General features: G+C 65.2%; 13 protein-coding genes. 4 read left to right on the plus strand and 9 right to left on the minus strand.

The window, feature by feature from the left end; all coding sequences use genetic code 11:
• Window positions 1–25 precede the first annotated feature (25 nt).
• Complete coding sequence (locus tag HY852_RS27765; protein WP_291608178.1) at window positions 26–1,759, minus strand: hypothetical protein; 1,734 nt, start codon at window positions 1,757–1,759, stop codon at window positions 26–28.
• A gap of 411 nt (window positions 1,760–2,170) precedes the next feature.
• Here HY852_RS27765 and HY852_RS27770 point away from each other — a divergent pair, with 411 nt between their 5' ends.
• Window positions 2,171–3,016 carry a caspase family protein gene (locus HY852_RS27770; protein ID WP_291608205.1) on the plus strand — a complete coding sequence of 282 codons (846 nt, stop codon included), beginning with the start codon at window positions 2,171–2,173 and terminating at the stop codon, window positions 3,014–3,016.
• A gap of 298 nt (window positions 3,017–3,314) precedes the next feature.
• Here HY852_RS27770 and HY852_RS27775 read toward each other — a convergent pair whose 3' ends face one another.
• The 6 genes from HY852_RS27775 to HY852_RS27800 all read right to left on the minus strand — a co-directional run bounded on the left by HY852_RS27775 (window position 3,315) and on the right by HY852_RS27800 (window position 9,259).
• The gene (locus HY852_RS27775; RefSeq protein ID WP_291608179.1) at window positions 3,315–4,208 is read right to left on the minus strand and encodes an HlyD family efflux transporter periplasmic adaptor subunit; all 894 of its coding nucleotides are present in this window, start codon (window positions 4,206–4,208) and stop codon (window positions 3,315–3,317) included.
• A 210-nt stretch (window positions 4,209–4,418) separates the two neighbouring features.
• The gene (locus HY852_RS27780; RefSeq protein WP_291608180.1) at window positions 4,419–4,835 is read right to left on the minus strand and encodes a hypothetical protein; all 417 of its coding nucleotides are present in this window, start codon (window positions 4,833–4,835) and stop codon (window positions 4,419–4,421) included.
• Between the two features lie 172 nt (window positions 4,836–5,007).
• On the minus strand, window positions 5,008–5,892 hold the full coding sequence (locus HY852_RS27785) for a U32 family peptidase (RefSeq protein ID WP_291608182.1): 885 nt from the start codon (window positions 5,890–5,892) through the stop codon (window positions 5,008–5,010).
• Between the two features lie 17 nt (window positions 5,893–5,909).
• Complete coding sequence (locus HY852_RS27790) at window positions 5,910–6,887, minus strand: peptidase U32 family protein (protein ID WP_291608183.1); 978 nt, start codon at window positions 6,885–6,887, stop codon at window positions 5,910–5,912.
• Window positions 6,878–7,438 (minus strand): SCP2 sterol-binding domain-containing protein, encoded by a 561-nt coding sequence (locus HY852_RS27795; protein WP_291608184.1) that lies wholly within the window; start codon window positions 7,436–7,438, stop codon window positions 6,878–6,880. The genes HY852_RS27790 and HY852_RS27795 overlap by 10 nt, the downstream gene beginning before the upstream one ends.
• Window positions 7,439–7,609: 171 nt before the next feature.
• Window positions 7,610–9,259, minus strand: a complete 1,650-nt coding sequence (locus tag HY852_RS27800; RefSeq protein ID WP_291608185.1) for an NAD-dependent malic enzyme — start codon at window positions 9,257–9,259, stop codon at window positions 7,610–7,612.
• A 481-nt stretch (window positions 9,260–9,740) separates the two neighbouring features.
• On the opposite strand from HY852_RS27800, the gene HY852_RS27805 reads away from it, so the two are divergent.
• From HY852_RS27805 to HY852_RS27815, 3 genes are all read left to right on the plus strand, one after another.
• Window positions 9,741–10,886 carry a DJ-1/PfpI family protein gene (locus tag HY852_RS27805; protein WP_291608186.1) on the plus strand — a complete coding sequence of 382 codons (1,146 nt, stop codon included), beginning with the start codon at window positions 9,741–9,743 and terminating at the stop codon, window positions 10,884–10,886.
• Between the two features lie 810 nt (window positions 10,887–11,696).
• The gene (locus tag HY852_RS27810) at window positions 11,697–13,172 is read left to right on the plus strand and encodes an amidase (RefSeq protein ID WP_291608207.1); all 1,476 of its coding nucleotides are present in this window, start codon (window positions 11,697–11,699) and stop codon (window positions 13,170–13,172) included.
• A 103-nt stretch (window positions 13,173–13,275) separates the two neighbouring features.
• Window positions 13,276–14,193 carry a PaaI family thioesterase gene (locus HY852_RS27815; protein WP_291608187.1) on the plus strand — a complete coding sequence of 306 codons (918 nt, stop codon included), beginning with the start codon at window positions 13,276–13,278 and terminating at the stop codon, window positions 14,191–14,193.
• Between the two features lie 687 nt (window positions 14,194–14,880).
• Here HY852_RS27815 and HY852_RS27825 read toward each other — a convergent pair.
• On the minus strand, window positions 14,881–15,723 hold the full coding sequence (locus HY852_RS27825) for a GNAT family N-acetyltransferase (protein ID WP_291608190.1): 843 nt from the start codon (window positions 15,721–15,723) through the stop codon (window positions 14,881–14,883).
• A gap of 430 nt (window positions 15,724–16,153) precedes the next feature.
• Window positions 16,154–18,601, minus strand: coding sequence for an adenylate/guanylate cyclase domain-containing protein (locus tag HY852_RS27830; protein WP_291608192.1), 2,448 nt, complete (start codon window positions 18,599–18,601; stop codon window positions 16,154–16,156).
• Window positions 18,602–18,748: the final 147 nt, after the last annotated feature.

The following is an 18,748-nucleotide window of genomic DNA, read 5'->3' on the forward strand; positions in this document are numbered from 1 at the left end:
TTCTCCTCGATCTCTTCTCGCCATCCTATCCGCTTTCGCCAACCATTCGCCGTCTGGCCAATGCCAGGCCCATCAGCACGAAGGCGGAGGTAACTTCGGGGCCGCCGACCAGGATGCGAGTCGGTGTCTTCATCTTGTTCCATTCATAGGCCAGGTACGGGCCGCGTCGGCCGCCCTCGCCGAGTTGGCCGACGATGCGGTGCAGGGCCGGGGCGAAGGTCTTCGGATCGGCGCCGAGCTGGCTGAGCGCGATCAGCGCCAGCGCCGCGTCGAACACGTTCATCTCGAGCGCGATCAACTCGTCCTGCACATAGCCGAGCACCCTGGCGCGGATCAGCTCGAAGCTGCCGCCCGGGTCGATCGCCTGTTGCGCCGCCGGCGGCAGCGCACGGAAGGCAGCATAGCAGCGGCCGAAATACGCGCAGTAGAGCTCGGGCAGATAATAGATATGCGAGCGCGGGTCGGCGAACGCGCCGCTGGCCGCGAGGCGCTTCTGGAAGGCGATGATGCGGTGGACAGTGGCGAGCCGCTGCGGCGTCTCCAGCACCTTCCAGCGACTTAAGTTGCGGAAGCTGACCTCGAGGACGTCGAGATTGAGCGTCGGGTCGAGGTCGTTGCCATAGGGCCGCTCGCCCGCAAGGTTGTCGATCCAGGTCGCAACGCCGCCTTCGTACTCGATGTTATCGTTAAGCGGCACCGTGACCCGCGGCTCGTTGATGCCGGCGCGCACCTGGTAGGTGGCGTAGAAGTCGAGCAGCGGCTGGGAAAGGATCGGATCGGTCGATCCCGCCTGGGTCGCGGCCGAGAAGGAGCAGGCGGTGGTATCGCAATCGGGCACATAGATGCCGAAGCCGAGGTCCTGCTTGATCTGCGCGAAGAAGCGCGAAAAGCGCGGATGCGGCGCCGGCGCCAGCGCCGTGATTACATCGAAGCGTGTGCCGTCGTCGGTCTTCACCTGTTCGCGGCTGATGTTGATGCAGAAGTCGACCATGTCGGCGACCGCGCGCTTGCCCGCCGCGATGTCGCCCGGTGAGGCAAGGCCGGATTCGAGAAAGGAGAGCAGCGCCTCGATGAAGAAGGCGTCGTAATAGGCCGAGCGGTGGCGGATCTGCACCGGCTCCCACATCGGCTCGGCGATGCCGGTCCATGGCGGATGGATGAGGTTGCGCACGTTCGAGCGCGCGATGAAGACGCGCGCGAGATTGAACATGAGCGAGGAATTCTTGTAGCCGCGCGAGTTCAGGCCCGTGAGCGCCATGATCAGCTCTCTGCCGCGCAGGTCGGGATCGCCGATCAGGTTGAAGGCCGCAAACGTCGGAATGAAGCCGTTGGTGCGGTAGGAACGTAGCAGATGGTCGCCGCAGGCGCGGATGACGCTCTCGATGTCGCCAAGCTGTGGCGCCGATCCGTTGGCCAGTGCCGGCTTTGGCTTCGGATGTTCGAGCTGGATGGTGTCGAGCAGGTCGGCAACGGGACGGCCGATGGTCTCCCAATCCGGGGCGGCGTCGTCGCGGGCGCGGATCAACGCCTCGCGCAGGTTCGAAAGCCGTGCCCCGTCGGAGAGCTCGGGCAATCCCGCCCGGCGCAGCAGCGCCCGAAGTGCGGGATTACCCAGCGCGGTCTTGTAGAACTTGATCAGATGCGCATCGCCGCCTCGCTGGTTCAGCAGGACTGGGTCGCATACCTCGTACAGGGAAGGGCCGTTCTTCCGGGCCGTCAGCGCGCGGTAGGCGGCCCCGGCGAAATAGTGAAAGCTCATGAAATCCCTTGTCGCGCGCTTCGCAGCCTGGATTTGGGGGTCGGTGAGGGAACCCTCCCGGACCGCGCAAGTCCTTGAAAAGCTACCCTTATCGGCAGGAACACAAATGTGATCAAGGTCACGGCGGCGTCAATCCGGCGGGAGGCATCCTAGCGCGCGGGACCGGAACCGAAAGGTGGAAAAAATCGCCCATTCGACACCCCAGAATTGTCGAATCTATTCAATGGTTTAACCGAAAATCGGGACGGCGTATTGCCGGGACGGCCGTATCGGGTTAAGGGTTTGTTTGTTGCGGCGCCGCAAATTGCACGCAATCTCGCGGCACACCCGCGTCCATCCCGTGAAACCCTAGGAAGCTCACGCGCGACTAACGCAAGCCGCGCCTTCGGCCCTGACCAGGAATGAACCGTGATGCATGTAACGCAGCAGAGTATCTCACGCCGGACGATCGCCATCGTGGCCGCGCTGGTCGGCACGGTGTCGCTGGCGATCGGCGCGCATGCTGCGCTCAACATGCGGGCCCTGGATGCCGCGAAGGCGGTATCGACCGAGCAGAACGCCGACCGGGCCAAGCAACCCTCCCGTCTGGCGCTGGTCATCGGCAATGGTCACTACCCCGATGCCAATGCGCCGCTGACCCAGTCCATCAACGACGCGCGCGCGCTGTCGGCCGCGCTGCGCCGGAACGGCTTTGACGTCGACATGGTCGAGGACGCGAGCAAGGACGACATGGTTCGCGCGATTGCCCGGCTGAAGTCCAGGATCACGCACGATTCCGTCGTCATGCTGTTCTTCGGCGGCTATGGCGTGCAGGCCGGCCGCGAGAGCTACATGATCCCGGTCGATGCCACGATCTGGAAGGAATCCGACGTCCGTCGCAACGGCGTCTCGATCGAATCCGTCCTCGGCATGATGAAGGAGCAGGGCGCCCGCGCGAAGCTGGCGGTGGTCGACGCCTCGCGCCGCAATCCCTATGAGCGCCGGTTCCGCACCTACTCGCACGGGCTGGCGCCGATCCACGCACCCGACAACGCGCTGATCCTGTCCTCCGCTTCGCCGGGCAAGCTGGTTGACGATGCCAGGGGCGAGTACAGCGTGCTCATCGCCGAGCTGCTCAACAACCTCGATACGCAGGCCAGCGCCGAGGCCGTCTTCAACAAGACTCGCGTGGCGATCTCGCGCGCTTCGGAAGGCGAACAGGTCCCGACGGTTTCGTCTTCGCTGCTCGAGGAAGTCCGCCTCGGCGCCGGCGGCTAGAGCATGATCCGGACCCGAAGGGCCGCGTTGGCGCAAAGTGCGTAGCGGTTTTCCGCGCGACAAACGCAAAGCGTTTGCGTGCAGATCATGCTCAAACAACGAGCTCAAGCGCGTCGAGGATCCATCTAAAGCGGTCGCGCTTTAGGGCACATCTCTGAATTTCCATGCCTCGGACACAGTGCATCATGAAATGATGCTCCGTGGGCCGGGGCATAATTTTTGGTTGAACCGAGATCTCTGACTCGAGGGCAGCCCGGGCTCTCCGCGCAGCATCGACGCAACGGGTCCGTTACAAGCGTTACTTCGTCTCGGCGCTGGCCGTCACCGGCCGCACGGCGTCGCCCTCGCGGAGCAGCGCGCCGGCACGCGCCACCACGATGTCGCCTTCGTGCAATCCCTCGCGGATCTCGACCTGGCCGGCGGCCATGAGCCCGACTTCGACGCGCTTGGTCTCGACGCGGTTGCGCCGGATCACCTGCACCACGGTGCCGGCGCTGCCGTACTGCACCGCGCTGAGCGGAACGGCGACATTGCAGCTCTGTCCGGTCTTGATCATCGCGCGCCCGGAGCCATTGATCAGCAGGCGTCGGTTGGACGTGATGCCGATGAAGACCTGACCGAGCTGGACGTTCGGCTCGACGGTCGGCCCGATCCGCCGCACCTTGCCCTCGACATCGCCGGCCCCGACGATCCTCACCGTGGCAGGCTGGTTGACCGCCAGCTTTGCCACATCGGCACTCGGCACCATCGCCACCAGGTCGTATTCGCTGCGGGCGATGATGGAAAATAGCGCTTCGCCGCGCGCCGAGGCAAAGGCGCCGATCTGGGCCGTGGAGTTCGAGATGATGCCGGCCACGGGCGCGGTCACCTGGATAGTGCCGCCCTCCGGCAGGGCGAGCCGCGCCAGCACCTGGCCGGCGTTGACGCTGTCGCCCGGTTCCGCAAGGACCTCCGCGACCTTGACGCCGGGGCGCTCGGGTCTCACCGCGGTCTCCTCGCGCGCGATCAGCGGCCCCGATCCCTCGACGATGTTGGAGAAACAGCTCTTGGCCGCCTTGAGCACGGTGACAGCCGGGCCCTTCGGCGCATCGTCATCGGCGGCGCGCGCGGGCAGCGCCGCCAGGCAGAACAGGCCCGCAAGCGCGGACGGCAACAGCTTTCGTGAAAGGGCGCGCGCGGTGAAATCGGTCATCGGTATTTCCGTGGGCTAAATCAGCTTATGGATAGCAGATGGCGGACGAGGGTGCCATGGCCGACCGCCCGGGAGCGCGGCGTCGGTGCGGCCGGCCGCCTCCGCCAGCAACTGCTATTTGGTCGCGCGATCGGGGTCGAGGTTCGTGCCGGCGGAATCTGGGTCGATGCAATACGAAGCGATGCGGCTGAGGCCACGCCCGATGACCTGCTATTGATCCAGAAACAGCCGGCGCGGCAGACGATAGGTCTTCACCCAATCCTCCCAGACGACGTCGGTCGGCAGAAAGGCCTCCTGTACGACAACCCACGACCGGCCGGCGCGCCGCAGCAGTGCAAGAACGAGATCGCTGTCCTGGTCGGGTATGTAATTCCTGGCATAGCGCGTCTGGCGGTAGTTGATGCGAGCGCCGGCCTCGGTGCGTGGATGAACTTCAGCAAACGCCCAGTCGCCGGACACGGCAAGCCGCTCGACCACGAAGATAACCCTGATGCCGAGACGTTGCTCGACGGGCGCGCGCACCGCGTCGAGCATGGGTTTGCGCTCGGGTGAGGCCCGGTCGATCAGGATCACCTGTTCGGCCCGGGCGGGCTTCAGCGCAGCCAGCAGGGCCAGCGCGGCAATCATTCTTCGTCGAGTGAACACGGCCGGCCTGTCCCAAGGAGGAGAGTTCACCCGGCAATCTAATGAGCAACGCTGGCGAGTTTCTTGACGCGGATCAATCGTGGCGGATGTGGAGGATCGTCTCTCATCCGTCTTTGCCTGCGGATCGGTCTTGCTCGGCAACGATGGGCATCAGCTAATGATACGAAAAGCCCGGCTGGCCGTGCAGAAAGCCGTTGGAGAAGGGCACGTTCGGGTAGAGCGCGGCCAGGCGCCGGCTTCCGCCTTCGGGCTCCTCTTTGCCATCGAGCACGTCGCGAAAGATCCCGGCGACGGCCACCATGTCGCAATCCTGCGGCGAAAGGCGTAATGCGCCGACCGCGTTCTGCTTGAGGGCGCCGATATCGCGCAGGAGATTTGCGCAGGTGTAGGACAGGGTCTGGACGCCGTTGACGGTCAGGAAATCCTGCTGGTCGAGAGTCTTCAGCGCAAGTCCGTCCGGATCTTTGTCGCAGACGAACTGGCAGTTGTCCTTGGCGAGCTTGTGTGCGCGCGCGTGATAGCAGCGGGCGGAAATCGCCAGCGGCGTCCTGCCGAAGGCGAACACCTCGAAGGTGACCTGCGGGAGCGCGGCGGCAATCGTTGCAACGGACCGGAGGGGCAGTTCAGGGGGCAGGCAGATGCGCTTCGCGCCGCGATCTGCGTGGAATGCGGCGCTCGCCTCGTTGTAGATGTTGACAAAGGGGCCGACCGCGTGAGCCCGGCCGTTGATCGATCGAAGTCCGGTGAGGTCGTTCACCTCAATCATGACGTCCGAGGTACGAATGAGGTCGTCGAGGTGGCGCCGCTCCCGCGGCAGTGAAACCAGGATCAGCGAGCCGAGCTGAACCTGTTTCCCCGCGCGCTTCAGCCGCTCGATCACCGCGGGCAGCTCGGGCTCGAAGAACGGAGCGCGTTTCGAGCACACGACTTCGCCGACCGTGACGACGTCGACCGCCGCTTCGTCCGCGATGCGGAAGTAGAAGTCGCGCCATCGCTCCGGCGACCAGTTGTACAACACTGGACCAAGGCTGAGCTGCATCAGAGGGCCCTCAAGTCTCAACGCCAGGTCTTGCGGTAGGCGCCAACTGTGGTGGTCTGCCCTTCGGTGAACGGCGTCAGGCGTGCGATGTCGGCCTCGCGGCCGGCATCGAGCGCTTCGAGGGCGCCGCGGAAATGGCGCACCACGCTTTCCACATAGGCTCGGCCGCGCTGGCGGCCCTCGATCTTCAGCGCAGTAACGCCGGCATCGCGCAGTCCGCCGAGCAGGGCTGTCGCATCCAGGCTCACAGGGTCTTCGAAGATGTAGCCGGTGCCGAGCTCGGTCGCAAAACGACCCTTGCACAGGGTCGGATAGCCCGCAGGCTCGTTCGCGCCGAAACGGTTGATGGTGAATCCACCGAGCCGGGAGCTCGTGCCCTCTCGTGTCTGTTCATAGGCGACATGGCTGGCGGGAGAGCACACGCCATTCATGTTGGGGGACTTGGCGGTGGCATAGGAGGACAGCGAGCAGCGCCCTTCCGCCATCACGCAGAGCCCGCCGAACACGAAGACCTCGGTTTCGCACTCGATCTCGCGCGAGATCGCGGCGATCTCCGGCACGCTCAGCACCCGCGGCAGCACGACGCGCTTCGCACCGAAGGTCTCGACATAGAACGCGATGGCGTCGGGATTGGCCGCGGCGGCCTGCACCGAGACATGGATGCGCTGGTCGGGGTGTCGCCTTGCCGTGTAGTCCATCAGCCCGATATCGGCGAGTATCAAGGCGTCGGCGCCGGCGTCGACCGCGTCGTCCACGGCGCGGTGCCACACCTCGATCGCGCCGGCACGCGGAAACGTGTTGATGGCGACCAGGATCTTGGCGCCGCGACGGTGCGCAAGCTCGATACCCTGGCGGAGCTCGGCACGGCTGAAGTTCAGCCCGGGGAAGTTCCTGGCGTTGGTCTCGTCGTTGAAACCGCAATAGATCGCATCGGCCCCGGCATCGATCGCGCTCTTGAGCGCGCTAGGGGTGCCCGCGGGACAGATCAGCTCCATGGCCTGGTCTCTTGGGACAGCGGGTTCGGCTTCATCAACGAATTGCGTGCCGCATCCAGGGCCTGTCGCACGGGCTCGCCCAGTGGCCCGAACAGGTCGGCAACCTCCTTAGCGAGATCGAGCCCGGCATCGTCGATGGCGTTGCGCAGCGCCAGCACCGCCTCGACGTCGCCTTCCATGACGAGCTGGCGCGAGAACATCAGGGCGTCGCCATCGACCCGTCCTTCCACGAGGGCGAGCAGATTGGCCAACGAAGAAGAAATGCGCGCGTCCAGCGCGGCCGGCAGCTCGCGCATGACCGACAGGCGCGGGCGCTGCGTGCTGGCCTCGATGACGAAGGCGAAGGGCAGGTCCGTCGGCTTGATCCCGAACCGCTTTCCTGCATGGACGCCCAAGCGGTCGAAAATCTGCGGATTCCGCCGGCAAATTCGCTGCATGAAGCGCGCAAGAACGATCTCGAGCGGCAGCAGCGGCAACGGCCGCATGACGCGGGCGAGGAGCGGAGGAATTGACGGCAATGACTCGCCTGTCGGTGAGGAAGGATAGCTCATGAACAAACTTCTGGACGGATTGCGGCCGGATGTAATTGAGCCGGAACAAAACAATGAGTCCCAGACTGTGTCCGCCGCGGCGATGGCGGTATTCAAAAACCGCCGGGGCCGTCGACGACGGCCCATTCGCTGCCCGCCACCGCCCGACGTCTTGTGCGTCGGGCGGGATCTTCAGTAGTGCGGATCGTACATGTGCGACTGGACGAAGCTGGCGAGGTCGTTGGGCGCGGCGCCGTCGGCAAGCCCGCGCTGGTAGACGACTTGCGCCACGGCGGCGGCGATCTTCGTCGACACCTCGCGGATGCGGGGTAGCGCCGGATAAAGGCTGCCCTGGTCGAGATCATCCTTGCCCACGCAATCGGCAAGCGTATGCGCGGCCGCCATGAACATCTCGTCGGTCACGAGCTTCGTTCCGCTGGCGATCGCCCCCAACCCGACCCCCGGGAAGATGTACGAATTATTGCCCTGGCGCGGCACGAACGTCTTGCCGTTCAGCGCCACCGGGTCATACGGGCTGCCGCAGGCGAACAGCGCGCGGCCCTCCGTGTGGCGATAGGCCTCCTCGGCCGAGCATTCCGCCTTCGAGGTCGGGTTGGAGAGCGCGAACACGATCGGCCGCTCGTTGAACTCGGCCATGGTGCGCAGCACTTCCGGTGTGAACGCGCCGCCCACCGCGGCGACGCCGATGATCGCCGTCGGCTTCAGCGTCTTGATCGCGGTGAGGAAATCGCTGACCTGCGCATGATCGTGGGCATAGCGCAGCTTGTGGCCGGAAAGGCCGGCCCTGCCGCCGACGACGAGGCCGCGCGAATCGACCAGCCAGGTGCGCTTGAGCGCCTCCGCTTCCGAGGCGCCTTCCGCCACCATGGCTGAGACGACGAGGTCGGCGATGCCGGTGGCGGCTTCGCCCGCGCCGAGGAACAGCAGCCGCTGCTCGTTGAGCTTGCCGCCATTGACACGCAGCGCCGAGAACAGGCCGGCGAGCGCGACCGCGGCCGTGCCCTGGATGTCGTCGTTGAAGACGCAGGCATCATGCCGGTACCTGTCGAGCATGCGGAACGCCGAGTGGTTGGCGAAATCCTCGAACTGGATCAGGACGCCCGGGAAGGTCGCGCGCGCCGCCGTCATGAACTCGTCGATGAAAGCGTCATAGGCCTCACCCGTCAGCCGCTTCTGGCGCAGGCCGATGTAATAGGGGTCGTTGAGGAACTCTTCGTTGTTGGTGCCGACGTCCAGCATGATCGGCAGGCACAGCTCAGGATGCACGCCGGCGCAGGCCGAATAGAGCGAGAGCTTGCCGACCGGGATGCCCATGCCGTTGGCGCCGAGGTCGCCGAGCCCGAGGATGCGCTCGCCGTCGGTGACCACGATCAGCTTGGCCTTGTAAGGCCAGTTCTTCAGCAGATCGGCGATCTGGCCGCGATCCTTGGCCGAGATGAACATGCCGCGCGGGCGCTGGAAGATCAGGCCGTATTTCTGGCAGGCGAGCCCGACCGTAGGTGTGTAGATGATCGGCTGGATCTCGTCGATGTTGTCGCACACGACGCGGAAGAACAGCGCCTCGTTTCGGTCATGCAGCGCGTTCAGCGCCACGTATTTCTCGAGGTCGCTCGGCAGGCTGCGCAGGTTGGTCATGATGCGCGCCGCCTGCGACTGCATGGTGGATATGCAAGGGGGCAGGAGGCCACTCAGGCCGAGGGCGGCCCGCTCCTGCTCGGTGAAGGCGGTGCCCTTGTTGAGCAGCGGATCGCGCAGCAGCGTGAGGCCGCGCGGCGAATCCGAAGCTGTTGACGGGGCACTGAAACGATCGAGTCTATTCACGAAAAATTCCTCCCGGGAGATTTTTTGATTTGCCCCAACCATTGTCCGTCAGGCGTTGATGGAGATCAAGGACAGAGCAATTTACTATTTAGGCAGAAGCACTTCGGTTGGTCCGGGCGATCACAATTCATGTCATCCCGCAGCGCAGCGACAGCTATGCGAGCGCCTTGCATACGCGCCCGGGATGATGATTCGCGCCCAGCAACGCCTGAGCTTCCGGGAATCGGCCATGTCTCGGACGACGGCCGAAGAGCCGGCGGATGATTCCTTGGCGTGATTGGCCGTTCTGGGCGAATCACGCAGCTTCGCGCCAACGCCCGAAATGCAAATCAGCGTCGCTCTCTGCGGATGGAGCAGGCGCGCGCAAGCGCGGTTCCGCAGCACGAGCTGCATGGCCGATTTTGCGGGATCTGCGCCATTTCGATCGGCCCGTCATCGGACTAGCCTGCAGCGCTCGCAGACGAACGCGTCGAGGTCGGACATGAATTGGCGTCTGGTGTTGTGGAGCGGCTTTGGTGCTCTTGCGCTCCTCCTGATCATCGGCACCGCGTGGCTTCTCACGCTGCCCACGGCGCCGGCGCGCGCACCGGCGGCGCCGATTGCGCAGGAAGAGATCGACGCCACGATCGCGGCCTTGAAGCCGCCCAGGCGCGAGCGCCCCCTGATCGCGATCGTCGGGATCAACGAAGCCAGCGAGACCACCGACTATCTCATGCCCTATGGCATTCTGCGCCGGGCCGATGTCGCCGATGTGGTGTTGCTGGCAACCGAGCCGGGACCGGTGACGCTGTACCCGGTGCTCAAAGTCGAGCCGCACGCGACGATCGCTGAGTTCGACGCCCGCCATCAGGAAGGCGCCGACTATGTCATCGTCCCCGCCATGAGCCGCGACGACGATCCGAACGTCGTGCGATGGATCAGGGAGCAGGCGGCGAAGGGCGCGATCATCGTCGGCGTGTGTGCCGGCGCCAAGGTCGTCGCCTCGACCGGGCTGCTCGACGGCAGGCGCGCCACGACCCACTGGTATTACCTGAAAGAGCTGCGCGATAAGCACCCGGCGGTTCATTACGTCGCCAACCGGAGAATGGTGGTCGACCGCGGGGTTGCGACCACGACCGGGATCACCGCATCGATGCCGATGGCGCTCACGCTGATCGAGGCCATCGCCGGCCGCGACAAGGCCGAGGCGGTCGGGCGCGAGATCGGCCTTGCGCGCTGGGATGCGCGTCACGACAGCAGCGCATTCCAGTTCACCCGTCCGTTCGCGCTGACGGCGATCCGCAATACACTTGTCTTCTGGAATCGGGAGCAACTCGGCATCGAGCTTGCGCCTCGCATCGACGAAGTGTCGCTGGCTCTCGTCGCGGACGCCTGGTCGCGGACCTACCGCTCGCGCGCGGTGACCTTTGCACAAGGTGCGCAGCAGAGCCGCAATGGCGTGCGCATCCTTCCCGACCAGGTGGCCGCGAACTGGCCCGCCGGCCGCGCGTTGCCCGCGATCGATACCGTGCGGCCGGCCGCTGCACTGGACCATGCCCTCGAGACCATCAAGGTACGCTACGGCATGCGCACCGCTGGGTTCGTCGCGATGCAGCTCGAATATCCGGCGAACACGCTGTCCGATTAGTCGGGCGGGAACTTGCGCCAGATGGTCCAGGCGACCGCTCAGGGTTCGCCGGAATGCGCACAACAGACGCAAACCCTAAACTGAGCCTTGTGCTGCAGGTTCCAACGGAACCCAGCGACGCGAACAGCCGAGTTCGGCTATGGCGATTGAGCGAGCTCAAGCCGAATGACCGGTCGTTTGCATATCATGTAGCGATCCTCAAATCCGCGGGCGGGGCAACGCCGCGCGGCCAGGCAAATGCGACTTTGAAATGCGATCGATGAATCCCGATGACTTGTTGATATCTTGCCCGAGTTGCCGGAAATGGCCGATGCCGGTTCAGGCTCAAGGGGGCGTGTATCCCGACCGGCCCTTCGGAGCCCGCACCATCCGCTTCGCCTGCGCTCAATGCGGCCACACGGAGCACCGCACCTTCAGGGCAAACTCCCACGGACACTCGAAACTCGCGCCTCCCCGCCGGCTGCCCCGCGAAGCTGCGACCGTGCATTGATGTCACGGGAGCGATCTTACCAAGCATCGGCTGTTGCTCCGGTCTTGGACTAGTCCACCAAGAACCTGCTGTAGGCCGTTCGCCTCGATCATCGCAGCTCCGTCCGCTTCATTTCCTCGCAGCTTCTGCCGTTGCGCACCGTGCACGGCTCGGCGCTCGCGGCTTGTTGCTGAACGGGTGCGGGCTCGATTGACTTGGCAGGTTCGGCAACTAAGGTGCACCTCGCAAGTGAGCATGCTCCGGACCCCGGAACATCATGTCACCGCAAGAAGCAGAGCGTGATGATTTCACGAATCCATCGCGCCAAGGGAACGATTAGCATGACGTTGCCGATGAGCTGGGATGAATGGGCGCAGCACGACGGTGTGGCGCTCGCCGCGCGCGTGAAGAAAGGCGAAGTGACGGCCGCGGAGCTGGCCGAGCAGGCCGCCGCCGGCATTGTCAAGGTCGATCCGAAGCTTACCGGAGTCGTCGAGGTCTTCACCGACGCGGTCAAGAATCCCGCTACCGACGGCACCAATCTCGATGGTCCATTCGCGGGCCTGCCTTTCCTGATGAAGGATCTCGGTCCGACCATGAAGGGCCGCCTCCAGGAAATGGGCTCGCTCCTGATGCGCGGCAATCGCGCCACCGCCGATACGTTCCTGACCTCCAGGATGCGCAAGGCGGGCTTGAACCTCATCGGGCGGACGACCACGCCCGAGTTCGGCGTGTGCAGCTCGGCCGACAATCCCGCCGTCTACGTCACGCGCAACCCGTGGAATACGGACTACACCACCTGCGGCTCATCGGCCGGCAGTGCTGCCATGGTCGCCGCCGGTGTCGTGCCGATCGCGCATGCGACGGACGGCGGCGGTTCGATCCGCATTCCCGCCGGCGTCAACGGCAACATTGGCCTCAAGGTGTCGCGCGGAGTGTTCTCGATCGCGCCGCATCTGTCCGACCTCTCCGGGCTGGTCTCGATCCAGGGCTGCCAGTCGCGCACGGTGCGCGACACCGCGGCGTTCGTGGATCACTGCCGCGGCCCTGCGCCAGGCGAGTTCATGCCGTACTGGACCGCGACCGAACCTTACGTCGAGATGGTCAAGCGCGATCCGGGCCCGCTCAGAATCGCGCTCTCGCACCAATGGGGCGACTATCGCGCGACCCCGCACATCGCATCCGAGCTCGAGAAGGCCGGGCGCTTCCTCGAAGAGCTCGGCCACCGCGTCGACTACGCTCTGCCCGACATCGACTACCGCGCCGCTTTCGCGGCGCAGACGCTCTGCTACATCTCCAATTTCGCGGTGGTCATCGGCAACCTGCTTGCCCCGCGCGGGCTCGAGAGGCCGCCGGCCGATCTGGTCGAGCCCGTCAACCTCCTGCTCTGGGAAGCGGGCCGTCACTCAAGCTTTGCCGAACGCGCGCGCATGCAGGCGGTGTTCAACACCACCTCGCGCGCGTTCGGCGCGTTCTTCGAACAGTGGGACGTCATCCTCACCCCGATCACCGCGCTGCCGACGCCGAAGGTCGGCACCAGGGAATATCTGACCATCTCCGACAATCCGTCGGTGCTCGACTGGTTCGAGAACCTGTGGCGCAACTTCGCCTTTACCCCGCTCGCTAATCTCTGCGGCATTCCCGCGATCTCGCTGCCGCTCGCGACCCACGACCACGGCCTGCCGCTCGGCATCCAGGCCATCGCCGCGCAGGCCAATGACGGCCTGCTGCTGCAACTCGCCGCCCAGATCGAGCGCGCGCTTGGCGGCAAATGGAACTCGGGCAAGAGGCCCGGGGTGCATGTGACGGGCAGCTGAGGGCGGACGAGAGACGCGCCGAGCTCGCCGAAGCTATGGCCGGCACCAGAACGGGATGCGCGCATCCTTTGCGCATCTTGCCATCGTAGTCTAAAACGCCGCCATGTCCGATACATCCAAGCCAAATGCGCCGCTGCCGTTCGAGGAGCTGGCAAAGGCCATCAGGGGCCGCCGCTCCGTCTATGGATACATCAGCGGTCTCAAGCTCGACCGCACCGCGCCTGCCGAGGCCTGGTCGAGCCTGCCGTACCGCCCTGTCTTCGTCGGGGACACCGAAACCGGCGTTCTTCACGGCGGCGTCGTCACCGCCATGCTGGACGAGAGCTGCGGCATGGCCGTCCAGCTCGCGCTCGACGGCACGCGCGCGATCGCGACCCTCGATCTGCGCATCGATTACCAGAAGCCGGCGACGCCCGGCCTCGACATCAAGGCGCATTCGATCTGCTACCGGGTGACGCGATCGATCGCCTTCGTGCGCGCCACCGCCTACCAGGAATCCGAGGACGATCCGGTCGCCACCGCAACGTCCTGTTTCATGGTCGGCGCCAACCGGACCAACATGCTCAAGGACAAGCCGGCCGGCTACCGCGCGCCGCCTCCGCTCGAAGCGCCGGAAGATCCGACCGGCCCGTTCGCCAGAAGCCCGTTCGCGCGTTGCCTCGGCATCCGCCTTAGCGAGGACGGCACGCTGATGATGCCGTTCTCGCCGCAGATCATCGGCAACCCGATGCTGCCCGCCATCCATGGCGGCATGACCGGCGCCTTTCTCGAAACCGCCGCGATCACGGGCGTCATGCGCGAGCTCGGCGCGTCTGCGCCGCCCAAGCCGATCGGGCTGACGATCAACTACCTGCGCTCCGGCCGCGCGCTGGACAGCTACGCCAGCGTGTCCATCGTCAAGCAGGGCCGGCGCGTCGTCGCCTTCGAGGCGAGGGCCTGGCAGGACGATGCGGCCAGGCCCATCGCTTCGGCATTCGGTCATTTCATGCTGAGGCCGACGCCGGGCGCAGACGAGGAATAGCCTGTTCGGCGCTTGTGCGCCGTCACGCGGCTCCGCCCGAACACGATCGCAGCCACAGATTCGATCTCGGCGCCCGCATGCAGGGAACCCGGCGGCCTTGGGCGCGTTGGCACAATCGCGCCAGTTTTATTCAAATGCGCCGCATTAGGGTTACGCCTTAACTAATCGTTAAGTATGGCTTTGCGGGCGCTCCGAGCGCGGTTTAGCCTTTCGGTGGAATGCTACCCGGCAATCAAGCAAGGTGCGGAGCCATGACGCATAGGATGTACGGAGCGTTGATCGCGTCTGCCGGCGCGGCAGCGCTGTTGCTTGCCGCGACCGAGACGTTCGCAAAATCGGGAGCAACGCCGCGGGCCCCGATGGCTGCGGCCCCTTCGATGCACCGTCCCCTGGCCCCGCATTTTCGGCACCACCGGAGAAACTTTGGCGGGACCTTTTGGCCGGGAAGCTACTACTACCCGCCATCAAATGGCGAACCCGTGGTGAATGTCCCGCAGCACATGTCAGGCGATTTCCGTTACACCCATACGTATACGTATGATGTTCCCTGGGACTGGGCCCATCGATTCCCGCCGGCCGTTGCGCCTTCCGATCGACCCTACGTGTCGAGCTGCCCCGCCGAAACGGTGACCGTTCCCGGGCGTGACGGCAAAGAGCACACCGTCAACGTCATGCGGTGCTACTGATCTAGCCCAGTTCAAAGCTGGTGACACCAAATACCCGATCGAGTCGCAACGGTGCAATCGCGCCGGTATACATGCGCGCGGTCTCGAACGTCGGTCGAAGCCCGAAGTCTTGCGCCAATGCGATGGCATCGCCGTTGACGCTCGGAACATCAAGAAAGATTTCTCCATCGCCGACCGCGGTCAGCAAAGCCGACAGGATCGCTTCTGCAGTGGCGCGGTCGTCCGCGACCAGCGGACCGATCTTGCGGCCGTGCCGGCACGGACGGATCACGCCCCATCCGGCGAGCCTGCCATCACGCACAAGCGCGCGACCGACATGCCCCGGGGCATCGATCCAGGCGCGCAGAAACGCGGTGCGCCGAGCCGGAAACACCGAGGCGTCGTCTGCTTCCACCATCGCGAAGGGGATTTCGTGGAGCCCGATGACCCCGGCCTCCGGCAATTTCGGAGCCGCAACCGTCCCTCCGTAGCGGATGTTGGCGTAAGCGAGCGCGAATCCGGATTTTTTGTAGTTTGCCTGCTGCGCCACGACGCCATCGAGCCCGATCACGCGTGAGCCGGCGCGCGCGATCGCCGCATTCCAGATGCGCAGGCCGTAGCCGCGGCCGCGCAGATCCTGCCGCACGATGTAGAAGCCGAGAAAGGCGAAGCGCGCGTCGTAGTTGATGCAGGACACGGTTGCCGCCGGAGCGCCGTCGAGCTCGCCGACGAGAAAGCCGTGCCGATCGGCGGCCGCAAAGCAGGGCGCGTCGGCGAGACCCGGATTCCACCCTTCGACCGCCGCCCAGTTCACGGCGATCGGGATTTCGTCCGGCTGCATGGCGCGGATTCGGAAGTCAGTCATGGTGAGCGATCCTACAGGTTGACTGCTTAAGCGACTACTGGATGCCATAGCGCTGAGGTGCATGAATAACGAGTTGAGAGAGAACACGGGTTAGCCGCCCGGTTCATTCTCTGTCGCCCCGGTGCTCAGGTGCGGCGGCGACTCGGACGAGACATGCCGCGAGAACGCGAACTCGCATCTGCTATTTGAGATTCGAATTTGGTTGTTTACTCGTCTTTGCGAGCGACGCGAAGCAATCCAGAATCCATCCGCGGCGGCAGTCTGGATTGCTTCGTCACTTCGCTCCTCGCAATGACGGTGTTGAGCAGCAGCGCCCCCCGCATTCACTCGTCATGCCCGGGCTCGACCCGGCATCACGTCATGCTCATGGGTGCGAAGCCTGGATGCCGGGACAAGCCCGGCCATGACGGATCGCGCGATAGACGCCCGCTTACATCCTCATCCGTGCCGCCGAGCCATCGACCACGTTGTCGACGTCCCCGCGCCAGCGCAGGATATCCATCGCCAGCACAGGATGGTTGAAGCCCTTGAGTTGCAGATCGTCCATGGGCTGGGCGTCGACCCATTGCTCGACCATGCCGTAGACGCGGCGCGAGACCACGATCTGGCCCGCCTTGGCCTCGCCGCACAGGCGCGAGGCGAGATTGGTGACGCTGCCGATCGCGGCGTATTCCCAGCGCTGCTCGAAGCCGACCTGGCCGAGGGTCGCATAGCCGAGTGCAACCCCGACACCGAAGCCCAGAGAGTGGCCGCGGTTCTTCCACTTCTCCGTCAGCTCGCCGATGGAATCGCGCATCTCGACCGCCATCTTGACCGCGCGCCTGGTGTGGTCGGCGAACTGGATGGGCGCGTTGAACAGCACCATCACCCCGTCGCCGGAGAAACGGTCGAGCGTGCCTTCGTAGCGGAAGATCAGTTCGCCGAGCGCGGCATGATATTCGCGCAGCACGTTCATCGCTTCTTCCGGCTCGGTCGCCTCGGTGAAGGCGGTGAAGCCGCGCAGATCGCAGAACACCACCGTGACCTCGCGGCGGTGGCTGTCGAGCAGCGCGCCGTGCCCGTCCGAGGAGGCGATGAGCTGGGCGACCTGCGGCGCGAGGAAGCGCTCCAGGCGCTTGATGCGCTCGATCTCGCCGAGCTGCTTCTCGACCCGCTCTTCCAGCGAGCGGTTCCAGTGGCGCAGCTGCTCGGTCTGCTCCTGCAATTTGGCCGCCTGCTCCTGCACGGTCCGGTGGGCCGCGGCGAGCTCGCGGCCCTTGTGGTCGACCTCGGTGAACAGGCGGGCGTTGCGCATCGCCAGCACCGACTGGTGCGCGAAAGTGCGCATCAACCCGATCAGGTTGGGCGAGAAATCGCCGGCGGCACGGCGCAGCACCACCAGCGACCCGAGGATGCCCTGCTGGTCCGTCAGCGGCACCACCAGCACGGAATGGAAACCGGCGCCGATCGCAAGATCTCGCAAGGGCATGTCGGCGGCGTGGTCGAGATCGGCAATCGCGATCGGCTCGCCGCTGCTCGCGGCATCGCTGAGCGGGCTGGTGCCTTCGTCGATGGAAAGATGCCGACCCTCGGCCTGCTTGTCGATGCCGTTGGCCTCGACCAGGTTGAACTGGTGCTTGGCGGCGTCGTATCCGTAGATCAACACCGCGTCGGCATGGGTGATCTCGAGCGCCCGGGCGGCGACAGTCGGCAGCACGGCGTCGAGATCGAGCGAGGAGACGACCGCGCGGCCGACCTCCTCGAGGACCCTCAATTCCATGATCGATTGCGCAAGATCGCGGGTGCGCTCCTCCACCTTGGCTTCGAGGCCCGCATAGGTTTCCTGCAACTGGCCGGCCATGCTGTTGAACTGCTGGGCCAGCTCCTGCAATTCGTCCGAGGTATGCACATCGATGCGATGGCTGAATTCGCCGGCACCCAGGCGGTGTGCGCCGGCGCGCAGGGCCTGGATCGGGATCAGCATGCGGCGCGCGAGCAATGTGCCGGCGAGGATCGCGACCAGCAGACCCATGCCGATCAGGAGGGCGATCCGCACCAGCTGGTCGCGGATCGGAGCCAAGGCCTGCGCGGTCGGCTGTTCGAAGAACACGCGCCAGCCCAGTTTCGGCACCGGGCTCTCCGCAGTCAGTACCGAATGGCCGTCGAGGTCGGTGCCGGAGGAGAGCGACTCGCGCTCCGGCGCGATCGCGGCCGCGACCTGGGGCAGCGCCGACAGGTTTCTGGCGATCTCGGGCCCGCGGGAGGAGGAGGCGAGCACCTTGCCGTGCGGATCGACCACATAGGCGGTGGCGATCTTGCCGACCTGGGCGTCGGACAGGAAATCGGACAGAAAGCGCAGGTCGATTTCTGCCACGGTGACGCCGGCATTGAAGCCGGAATGGGCCACCGAGATCGACATCAAGGGGCGACCATCAGAGAAATAGGCCGGCGCGTAGCTGAAGCCGCGGGCCACCGTCTCGGTGAAACGGGCGTCCTGCGACAGGTCGGCGTTGCTGCCGACCGAGATCGACTGGCGGGACAGGCGCAGCACTTCGCGGCCCTGGCCGTTGAGCTGGGACAGCTGGTTCACCGCCGCGACCTGGTTGAGGAGCTGGGCGTAGTCGGCGCGGCGCTGTTCGATGGAGACGACGCTGGCGCGCGTCACCCAGCTGATCTGGCGCTCCAGCTCGGAGATCGACTGCTCGATGCGCTTGGCGACGCCTTCGGCCTTTTCCGACATGGCGTCGGTCAGGCCGACCCTGGTGGCGCGGTAGGTGATCCAGGTTTCCATCGCGCCGTTGACGGCGAGCACGAACACGACGAGGCCAACCAACGAGACGACGTATTTGGCAAACAGCCCCTCGCGGAGAAACCAGACCTTGTCCTTCGCTGCCGCCATCCAGATCCTCATGCGCCGCAAGTTGCGGTCGCATCCGCTTCTCTGATCCCGCGGATCCTGGTGTCTCCGCGTCTCCCGCCGGTCGGGGCGTTGGCGTTTCTAGCACAGTTTGCCGGCCCTGACCGGCAACCTGGGAGCGTGGTTAGC

Origin of the sequence: Bradyrhizobium sp., from assembly GCF_016213215.1 — a bacterium.
GTDB lineage: Bacteria > Pseudomonadota > Alphaproteobacteria > Rhizobiales > Xanthobacteraceae > Bradyrhizobium.

What these genes read in the sequence shown, in the direction of transcription:
- HY852_RS27770 (WP_291608205.1), top strand. Translation starts at nt 2,171, where the DNA reads ATGCATGTAACGCAGCAGAGTATCTCACGCCGGACGATCGCCATCGTG.
- HY852_RS27795 (WP_291608184.1), bottom strand. Translation starts at nt 7,438, where the DNA reads ATGAGCTATCCTTCCTCACCGACAGGCGAGTCATTGCCGTCAATTCCT.
- HY852_RS27810 (WP_291608207.1), top strand. Translation starts at nt 11,697, where the DNA reads ATGACGTTGCCGATGAGCTGGGATGAATGGGCGCAGCACGACGGTGTG.
- HY852_RS27805 (WP_291608186.1), top strand. Translation starts at nt 9,741, where the DNA reads ATGAATTGGCGTCTGGTGTTGTGGAGCGGCTTTGGTGCTCTTGCGCTC.
- HY852_RS27790 (WP_291608183.1), bottom strand. Translation starts at nt 6,887, where the DNA reads ATGGAGCTGATCTGTCCCGCGGGCACCCCTAGCGCGCTCAAGAGCGCG.
- HY852_RS27830 (WP_291608192.1), bottom strand. Translation starts at nt 18,601, where the DNA reads ATGGCGGCAGCGAAGGACAAGGTCTGGTTTCTCCGCGAGGGGCTGTTT.
- HY852_RS27815 (WP_291608187.1), top strand. Translation starts at nt 13,276, where the DNA reads ATGTCCGATACATCCAAGCCAAATGCGCCGCTGCCGTTCGAGGAGCTG.
- HY852_RS27775 (WP_291608179.1), bottom strand. Translation starts at nt 4,208, where the DNA reads ATGACCGATTTCACCGCGCGCGCCCTTTCACGAAAGCTGTTGCCGTCC.
- HY852_RS27785 (WP_291608182.1), bottom strand. Translation starts at nt 5,892, where the DNA reads ATGCAGCTCAGCCTTGGTCCAGTGTTGTACAACTGGTCGCCGGAGCGA.
- HY852_RS27765 (WP_291608178.1), bottom strand. Translation starts at nt 1,759, where the DNA reads ATGAGCTTTCACTATTTCGCCGGGGCCGCCTACCGCGCGCTGACGGCC.
- HY852_RS27825 (WP_291608190.1), bottom strand. Translation starts at nt 15,723, where the DNA reads ATGACTGACTTCCGAATCCGCGCCATGCAGCCGGACGAAATCCCGATC.
- HY852_RS27780 (WP_291608180.1), bottom strand. Translation starts at nt 4,835, where the DNA reads ATGATTGCCGCGCTGGCCCTGCTGGCTGCGCTGAAGCCCGCCCGGGCC.